Origin of the sequence: Bradyrhizobium jicamae, assembly GCF_001440395.1 — a bacterium.
Taxonomy (GTDB): Bacteria; Pseudomonadota; Alphaproteobacteria; order Rhizobiales; family Xanthobacteraceae; genus Bradyrhizobium; species Bradyrhizobium jicamae.
The window spans coordinates 1-4,870 of record NZ_LLXZ01000037.1 but is presented as its reverse complement, the minus strand read 5'-3'; the positions used below and the strand labels follow the sequence as shown (position 1 = coordinate 4,870).

The window sequence follows — 4,870 nt, the reverse complement described above, 5'->3', positions numbered from 1 at the left end:
ACGCCACCGCGGGGCTGCCGCTTGAGTGAAGCTGCAACGTCGCTCAATTCGCTCGGGGTGCTTGCGCTTCCCTATGTCGGACAGCGCAATGACCACCAGGACGCGCTTGGGTCAGGATTAGGCGTGACCGAGTTCGCACAAGAGGGAAGAGCCTCGGAGGAAGTTCGTGAGCTGTGGCGCTGGGTCTTGAAAAAGCTTGTCGAGGGGTCGTTAGATCATGAGTCACACGCAAAAAAGGCGCCGTGCTAGCCGTACGCGCTGTGCGCGACACTCGCTGGTGGAGCTTACCGCGGCGGCGAGCCGAACCGTTGACGATGGCCTGTTTGTGTTGTCCAGCGGGATTACTGCTTCCAATCCGCGATCGGAGCACCCAGGTGAGAAGACGTCTGATCAAACAATGCTTGCGAGGCAAGCGACGGCTCCGAGTGCCGTTGCGGTGCTTGAATCTCGGAATGCGGCGGCGCCGCGCAAGGACGAACTTCTAGATTCCGACACTACCACCGAGATGATGGTGAAGATTGCCAACCTCGTAGAGACACGGGTGGGGGGTGAAGCGGCGTCGGAAGTCATCGGCGGTTCCGGTCCTGAAAGCAATTTTTTGACCGTTCTCAAAGAAGCCGCAACGGAGTTCCGCGCGGATGCGGCCGAGTTGATCTTGCAGAAGGATCCAGCCGACAGCGCGGGGCAGCCGCAACTGCGATACATGCGGCGGCTCACTGACGAGGCAGTCAGATTGCTGGACGATCTTCAGAGCGGCAAGCTGGAGAATCAGGCGAACTTCATCCTGAGCGAATGCTTCAGAGAAGCCGCCAGCGCGTTCTCTATGATCAATCAGCAGCTCAAGCGCGACGGCTATGCCGCGAGCATTGATCCATCAATCTTCATCTGGCTTGCCAATATCACCGAACCGGAGACGCGCGACGCCGGGACCATGCGGCTTGAGATCGTACCCAACCACCGAGCTCGTCCGAGCACGTACGCGCGCCAGGTCGCTAAATTCATCTGGCACCTTGTCGAGGGGCAAGGCTGCGGGCGACAGGCCGCATATCGGGCGGCGCTCACGAAGTTCACCATAAGCGCGAGTTTTGCCGAGACGGCCTATGCCTTTTGGGAGCCGATCTTCAAACGGGCGGGACCGCACATGAAGATGCTGACCCGCATTTCAGATCCAGAAATGTAAAGCTAAGCAGCGCGGGCATTTGGTGTCCGATTTGACTGAGGCCGAGGGCCCCTGCGCAGACTGCCTGGCAACTTCGTCCGAGCGCGGACGAAGAAGACGCTGACGTTGAGGCTGCTCCGTAAGCGCTAAGCCGATACCCTGGCTTCCGTCTTAGATTAGATGTGCGAAGAAGCCTCCGGCTTGAACGGAAGTTTGGGATGGGGTTGGACGGCAAAAAGGACGTCCATTTGGACGGCTCGTCGGTTGGGTCGGTCAGCCGGCTTGAAGTGCTTGAAGGGGCCGTCCGGGCGTCGTGTGCGTTCGGAGGCTGAGCGGGCTCGGATCGTTGCCGAAAGTCTGCTGCCCGGCGCTTAGGTGTCGGAGGTGGCGCGCAAGCACGGAGCGACGCGCTGGCAGATTTACGACTGGCGACGACGCTTTCGCCAGCGAGGCGAATTACCGTCGTGCGAGGCTTCGCAGCCGCCGTTCGCGCCGCTGGTTGTGGAGGGGCCGTTAGCGGAATGTCACGTTCGGCGGCCAATCTCGAAATTGCGATTGGCGACGTCGTCGTGCGAACAGACGCGGCGATAGATGGAGAGCAGCTGTCTCGGGTGATCCGCGCGGTGCGAGCGTCACGATGATTGTACCTGGCGCCGAGCTGAAGATTTATATCGCGACGCGGCCTCTCGACTTCCGCTGTGGCCACGATGGGCTTGCTGCGAAGGTGCAGGAGATGCTTGGTCTCGACCCATTCAGCAGTGCGGCCTACGTGTTCCGGTCGAAACGGGCGGACGGGATCAAGATTCTGGTCTGGGATCGAACGGGCCTGGTGTTGGTGCACAAACGCCTTGAGGGCTGCAAGTTGGTATGGCCAAAGATTGCGGACGGTGTGATGCGGATATCGTCGGCGATGTTCGCGGCATTGTTCGAAGGCTTGGACTGGAGGTTGCTCCGTCCGGAGGAAGCGCGTCGCCCACAGATCGCTGGATAACTGCGGCAGGGCGCCGGCGGCGGAGATGTGCTCGACATGGCGCATGAGCACCGCGACGCTTCGCGACGAGAATGAACGCTTGAAGGCGCTTTTGGCGCGAACGCAGGCAGCGTTGAGCGAGCATCAAGCGGCGCTGGCAATGTCGGAAGAAGCGGGGCGCCGGCGGGCTTTTCCTTATTGTGAGGCTTTTTCATTCCGTACCGCCGATTGCGGTAAAAAAACATTCATTCTCATAGGCTTACGCGAAGCTGCTACGCAGCGTTACCCGCCACATTTTCCTGCATGGCACATGATTGGCGCGTGACTGGTGCGGTCTAACGGCCCGCTGCCGCCATCCCCCGACCAAAAAGTTGGCAATTCGCCCAAAAACGACTTTTAATTGAGCGGGTGGGGGCGCTTCCGCTTTTTCCGCGGTCGCTTCGCTTTATCAGAGTAGTCGCAACGAACGAGAGTTCCATGGTCATTTCTGCGGGCGATCCGCCGCCCTCTACTGACTTAGAAGGTTGGCGCGAAGCGATTGCCGAGGGCCGCCTGGGAAAGTTTCGCCTCGGGGCGATCGCGGCGGCCTTCCAAGATTTGGGAGAGGCGGACAAGCGCGTTCGTCAAGATTTAATGAAGCACCTTTCCGGTGCGATCATCGGAATGGCTCGTAACGGGGTCGACGTAAACAAGCCGAACGGCGGCAAAGACATTATCTTGGATGTTCACGAGGCGATCGTTACCGCGTTGTTGGACCCAAGCACGGCAGATAGCAAACAACTTCGAAAGGGCTTCGGCGGGATCGTCAATTTTCGTGTGAAAGATGCGCTAGCTCGCTCCGCACGATCAAATCGTGCCAGCGCCGAAGTCCAGCGCGTCTTCCGGCAAATCGAAGGCGGAGCAAGCTATTGAGGTGTCAAGAAGCCGAAGAAAACGTCGGAAGAACTTGCCGCGGAGCTCGACGAGGCTGCGAACGCCCTTCAGCAAGAAGCAGCAGACGCGCCACACGATGAATCTAATGGAGGAGCGGCGCCTGACGCCGATCACGAAGATGATCGTCCGCCGCCCAACATCATGGACGATGCTGAGGACGACGCCATCGGTCCTGGCAAGAGCAATTTCGATCCAACTCTCATGGCTGTTGTCCGAGACATCGACAGCCAGATCGACAGGCAGCGTATCCTCGCGAAGATACCGGATCGTTTGAGACAACTGGCATTCTCGCTCCACATGGATCGTGAGCCCCAAGCGGTCATCGCGGAAGCATGTGGGGTAAGCACAAGAACGATCCGGACATGGATCGTCGAGATCCAAAAGCAAATTGAGAACGAAGTTCGCCAGTTGGCGAAGTCGGATGAAACGGCGCGTCGTCTGATGACAGTTCCGGGCGTCGGCGTTGTGACTGCCTTGACGTTCCGTCATAAGATCGATGATCCATCGCGCTTCCGATCGGCATCCAGCGTCGGCGCCTATCTGGGTCTCACCCCGCGGCGCAGCCAATCTGGCGAGACCGATGTCAATGGCAAGATATCCCGATGGGGTGACCGTCTTCTCCGGACTTATCTTTTCGAGGCAGCGACCGTTCTGCTTCACCGGACGAAGAAATGGTCTTCTCTCAAGGCCCGGGCAATGAAGCTTGCCAAGCGGATTGGCATGAGAAAGGCAAAAGTCGCCATCGCCCGGAAGATCGCCGTGGTCCTCCACTGCGTCTGGGTCGATGGCACTTCGTTCGACTGGGGTCAGGCGAAGGAAGCGTGATCCTGTTTCTCGGTTCCTGGTCCGGTCCGCCCGGACTAGCGATGTCCCGCTGGGACGGTGGTAGTGACAACCTCGTTCATTCGGCTGGTGGCGGCTCGATCGTACTCCGCTGCAGACGTTGAGGCGTCCGCCCCGGACATCATCATGAAGCGCCTTGCGACCTCGGAAAGAACCATGACCCCAGCGACGGCATCAGGCCCAATGACGCCAAACCGCTACCGGACCGCATCACGTTACCACCCGCGCTCGCCCTGGGCCGGCTCCGACAGGTCGAGCGCAACCACCGTCAAGAAAAAAGGAGAGTCCACTTGACATCAGTCCGCAATTAAAGGGCCGAATGACACCTCGGCCGCTGCTATCTCAAACGTCGCGCCGGCGATGCTGCCAACGTCATTCTCTCAGCCGTTGGTCACAATTTTCGCCGCATCCTCGCCTGGCTCAGACAACTCTTGGGCCTATTCCTGGGACTGCTGCGGCGAACGCGCGCTTGTCCGGCCCAGCTCAATCCGGCTTGTTAACGGGCGACGAAGCAACTCGATGTGTAGCGCCATCTCAGGGAACGGTGTCTCAATCGCGTCGCTAGAGCTGGTTCCCATAGCATCCTTACCCAGTCTGCAGCACTGTCTTGAACCAGACAATCGACCGTTCCTTACTTCTCTCGTCAACTGGAAATCACTTGATGGCCCTCAAGCAGTTCTCTCAGGACAGGAGCCTCAACCGCCTCCCGCAATAGCTTGCGGAGGAACGCCCGTTCAATCTGCATTTCCTTGCTGTCACGCAGTCGAGCGATGGCGGCAAGTATTTTGCGAACATCGTAGGTCGAGTTGAAGACCTGTGGCACCCCGCGCTCGATTTTGAGAAGGGTGTAGGCGGCCTCCATCGCGGTGCGAACCGAATATTCGGTTGTAAATACACAATCTCGCTCGGCCGACTCGGCAAATTGTCCGATGAACGCGAAATTGGCAGCTCCTTTGGGCACGACA

General features: G+C 59.0%; 5 protein-coding genes and 3 pseudogenes. 7 read left to right on the top strand and 1 reads right to left on the bottom strand.

Going from position 1 to position 4,870, the window contains the following annotated elements:
- From CQ12_RS46055 to CQ12_RS44905, 7 genes and pseudogenes are all read left to right on the top strand, one after another.
- Window positions 1-249, top strand: a pseudogene (locus CQ12_RS46055) (ParA family protein); the annotation flags it as partial.
- A 28-nt stretch (window positions 250-277) separates the two neighbouring features.
- Window positions 278-1,180, top strand: coding sequence for a hypothetical protein (locus CQ12_RS06030; protein ID WP_245309760.1), 903 nt, complete (start codon window positions 278-280; stop codon window positions 1,178-1,180).
- Window positions 1,181-1,796: 616 nt separating this feature from the next.
- Window positions 1,797-2,150: an IS66 family insertion sequence element accessory protein TnpB gene (gene tnpB, locus CQ12_RS06025; RefSeq protein ID WP_057834432.1), complete on the top strand. Its 354-nt coding sequence runs from the start codon at window positions 1,797-1,799 to the stop codon at window positions 2,148-2,150.
- A 43-nt stretch (window positions 2,151-2,193) separates the two neighbouring features.
- Entirely contained in the window at window positions 2,194-2,454 is a 261-nt protein-coding gene (locus CQ12_RS41865; protein ID WP_157088024.1) for a hypothetical protein, read from the top strand.
- 152 nt (window positions 2,455-2,606) lie between these two features.
- Window positions 2,607-3,041, top strand: a complete 435-nt coding sequence (locus CQ12_RS06020; RefSeq protein WP_057834431.1) for a hypothetical protein — start codon at window positions 2,607-2,609, stop codon at window positions 3,039-3,041.
- Window positions 3,042-3,491: 450 nt separating this feature from the next.
- Window positions 3,492-3,887, top strand: a pseudogene (locus CQ12_RS46045) (transposase); the annotation flags it as partial.
- A gap of 341 nt (window positions 3,888-4,228) precedes the next feature.
- A pseudogene (locus CQ12_RS44905) lies at window positions 4,229-4,405 on the top strand (IS5/IS1182 family transposase); the annotation flags it as partial.
- A gap of 143 nt (window positions 4,406-4,548) precedes the next feature.
- On the opposite strand, the gene CQ12_RS06010 reads toward CQ12_RS44905, so the two are convergent.
- On the bottom strand, window positions 4,549-4,870 hold a 322-nt coding region (locus CQ12_RS06010; RefSeq protein WP_198164078.1), incomplete at its 5' end, for an oleate hydratase.

What these genes read in the sequence shown, in the direction of transcription:
- tnpB (WP_057834432.1), top strand. Translation starts at nt 1,797, where the DNA reads ATGATTGTACCTGGCGCCGAGCTGAAGATTTATATCGCGACGCGGCCT.
- CQ12_RS41865 (WP_157088024.1), top strand. Translation starts at nt 2,194, where the DNA reads ATGAGCACCGCGACGCTTCGCGACGAGAATGAACGCTTGAAGGCGCTT.
- CQ12_RS06020 (WP_057834431.1), top strand. Translation starts at nt 2,607, where the DNA reads ATGGTCATTTCTGCGGGCGATCCGCCGCCCTCTACTGACTTAGAAGGT.